Raw genomic sequence first — 2,852 nt, 5'->3', positions numbered from 1 at the left:
AAATATCTTGTCAAAGATCCGTTTACTTCTTTTGCTACTCTTAAGCCTTTACCGTTATAAGTGTTTACAACAGTTTTTCCATTAGCTTCTGTCCTTACCAACTGATTTTTATCATCATATGTATTACTTATCACAAGACTTCCATTTGTTGTGACTTCAAGCTGATTACCGTTGGCATCATAAGCATATACAGTTGTTTCTGTTACACTTCCATCAACTCTTGTTGTTACTTTTTCTAAACGATTTTGCTCGTTGTTCTCATAGATATTAATTGTTGTTTCGCCATTATGTTCAATTTTTTCAACTTCCCTGTTGCCTGATGCATCATAGGTGTACTCAGTAACCCTTTCATTTGGCTCAGTTACAGTTTTAAGCCTGTTTAAGTCGTCATATGTATACGATGTTTTACCTTTATTTACTCCATTTATATATTCTACTTTTTCTAATTGGTTACCTGCAGCATCATATACATAAATAGACGCTTACAAGTATCAAGGCTGGAATGACCTTATGAAAGGAAATTCCAGCCTTAATTTAGTTTTTTAGAATTGTTGTCAATAACCTCGTCCTCTTAGCACTTTTCAGTCATGCCAATACTTAGAGAAAGGCGAAATGTCTTCAACCATTAAGATTGGGGGATTAACTCTCTCTTTATTAGGTACTTTAATAGATTTTAAAACTTTCTGTTCAGTATCTGTAAATTCACTAAACTCTCTTATTCGAATGTAGTTATCATCATAATGTAATAAATGTAAATGTACACGAGCAGGAGAATAGAAATCTAAAATTAAGTGTTTTACAGTATTATTCTCTGTATCAACTATAGTATAACCTGTCTCGCCATAAACAAAAACCTTGTTATCTTTTTCTATATACTTATATATATGGTTTTCTAAAACAAATCCCGTTCTAAATAAGCCAAGTATTTCATTTCCATCAAATTCAGTCTTTCCTATCTCATGTCTCCCCAAAGTAAGAACATGTTCTGTTTCTCTCCATACCTCAATAAAATGTCCAGTTTCATCCCATACCAAAACTTGAGTATAATCATCTCTTACCAAATATGTATTCCACACCAGAAAAATATCATCCTTATGAACACCTACTTCTACCATAAAAAAATTTCTTTTATAGTATTGATCTGCATTCTTATCAGGAAAACTTTTTATTATAGTATCTGGATTAATCGAACCATGCAAATCATACACGTTTGCACGAACACCACTAACTTTTTTTTGTAAAAGCGTACTTATAGTTATTTTTGTTTGCTCTATATTATCTTTTTCTATATTGTTTTTATGATTATCCTCTTCATTTAAATTATGTATTTGACCATTTGTACTTAAACTTTCATCATCATTCTCTATTTCATTTAAATCATGTTTTTTATTATCTGTGCTTGTATTTTTATCATTTTCTATAATTGATTCTTTTGAGCTACAACTTAATAACAGTATAAGTGTTACAAAAATCACTAAAATTTTAATACTTCTTTTCACAAAATCTCCTCCTCTTTTATTTTACTTTTATAATGCTACCTATTTCTCTATTTGGGACATCTTGAGTATTAACAATTCTGTAGTTAAATAATCATTTCCGTCAAATACAAGTATATCACATTTATACAGAGCTTCTCCACTTATATTACCTACATTTTTACTAATTACCCTGTTTAATTCACCATACGTACTTATGGATTTTTTACTGTTCCAACTCTATATTTCAAAGTGTTGTATGTCTTTGTTATAATTATCCATGACAGAATGGAATCTACGAACGAGCAGTCGGTCTATTAAAAGCTGAATTGTTAAATCATGTTATTACATTTAATCAGAAGCATTTGGAGTATTTACTCAAAAATTATTTAGAAGATTATTATCATCCTGTCAGGACACATCAAGGACTTAATTTTTAAACTCCTATTTTATAAGAAAAACCTCCTAAAACTAAGGTAGAAGATACTAAATTAGTTTCAAAGCCAATTCTTGGAGGACTTTATCACAGCTACAAAAAAGTTGCCTAACAGTTATATCTTTTTTCAATAGCTTATTTTGTTATGCAAAAAAACAAGCGCCTTTGTTTAAATTACCAAAGTGCTTGTTTTTTGATTAAGTCATTATTGTTATAAAAGTATAAAATTGTATGTAGCACATGCGTCATTTGTTAAATATTGGTGCGTATTTTAGCCCGATTGAATTTTTGCAAGGCACAGGTCACAACTTAACAAAAATAGAAGTAAATATCCTTTAGAACCTTTCTGTCTTCCTTGCTATATTCTTTACATTTCTCTTTGTCCAACTTTGCCAAATAACCTTTTGCCCCTTTTGCGATATCCTCAACAGTATGTTCAAGAATCTCGCTTTTATCAACTCCGTAAGAATCATATAACCTTGTCAACTGTGATAATAACTGTTCTTTGTTCATTGAAAACTCCTTTATTTGTCAATGATTTGTAAATCTCTGAAATTCAACATTTCATCCACTTTCATTTGATATGTTCCACCTTCACCATATTCTGAATAACTTACAGCAAATGGTTCAGGAACATTTGTTGTATTACCATAAGTAGTAGGAATATAAATATCATCTATTACTTGTATTGTATCAAATTCCCCACGCATCATACAGTCATTCCATTTTGGAGCTATTTGAAATGCATTTTGTGCATCTGCAGCTGAATCAAATTTCTCAAATCCAAAATAGGAACCTGGGGCGCTATTCGTGCTAAAGGTCTGTTCTGCGTATTCTGAATCCATATATCTATATCCAGTAGCGGGTATTACATCCCCTTTTTCTGTAACATAAAAATCTGTGGATAGTGATGGGGGTTCATTTGTTTCACTAGTTATAAT

3 protein-coding genes are annotated in these 2,852 nt (G+C 30.9%); all 3 read right to left on the bottom strand.

The features are described from left to right. Positions 1-581: 581 nt before the first annotated feature. Positions 582-1,499 carry a hypothetical protein gene (locus tag RBH29_RS17370; protein WP_306698271.1) on the bottom strand — a complete coding sequence of 306 codons (918 nt, stop codon included), beginning with the start codon at positions 1,497-1,499 and terminating at the stop codon, positions 582-584. Between the two features lie 721 nt (positions 1,500-2,220). Next, positions 2,221-2,424: a hypothetical protein gene (locus RBH29_RS17365; RefSeq protein ID WP_306698270.1), complete on the bottom strand. Its 204-nt coding sequence runs from the start codon at positions 2,422-2,424 to the stop codon at positions 2,221-2,223. Positions 2,425-2,435: 11 nt separating this feature from the next. Beyond that, a partial coding sequence (locus RBH29_RS17360) for a hypothetical protein (RefSeq protein WP_306698269.1) occupies positions 2,436-2,852 on the bottom strand: 417 nt, incomplete at its 5' end.

It is taken from the genome of Herbivorax alkaliphila (assembly GCF_030848475.1).
GTDB lineage: Bacteria > Bacillota > Clostridia > Acetivibrionales > Acetivibrionaceae > Herbivorax.
Note: the sequence above shows the minus strand (reverse complement) of the source record. Positions and strands in the feature narration are given on the sequence as shown.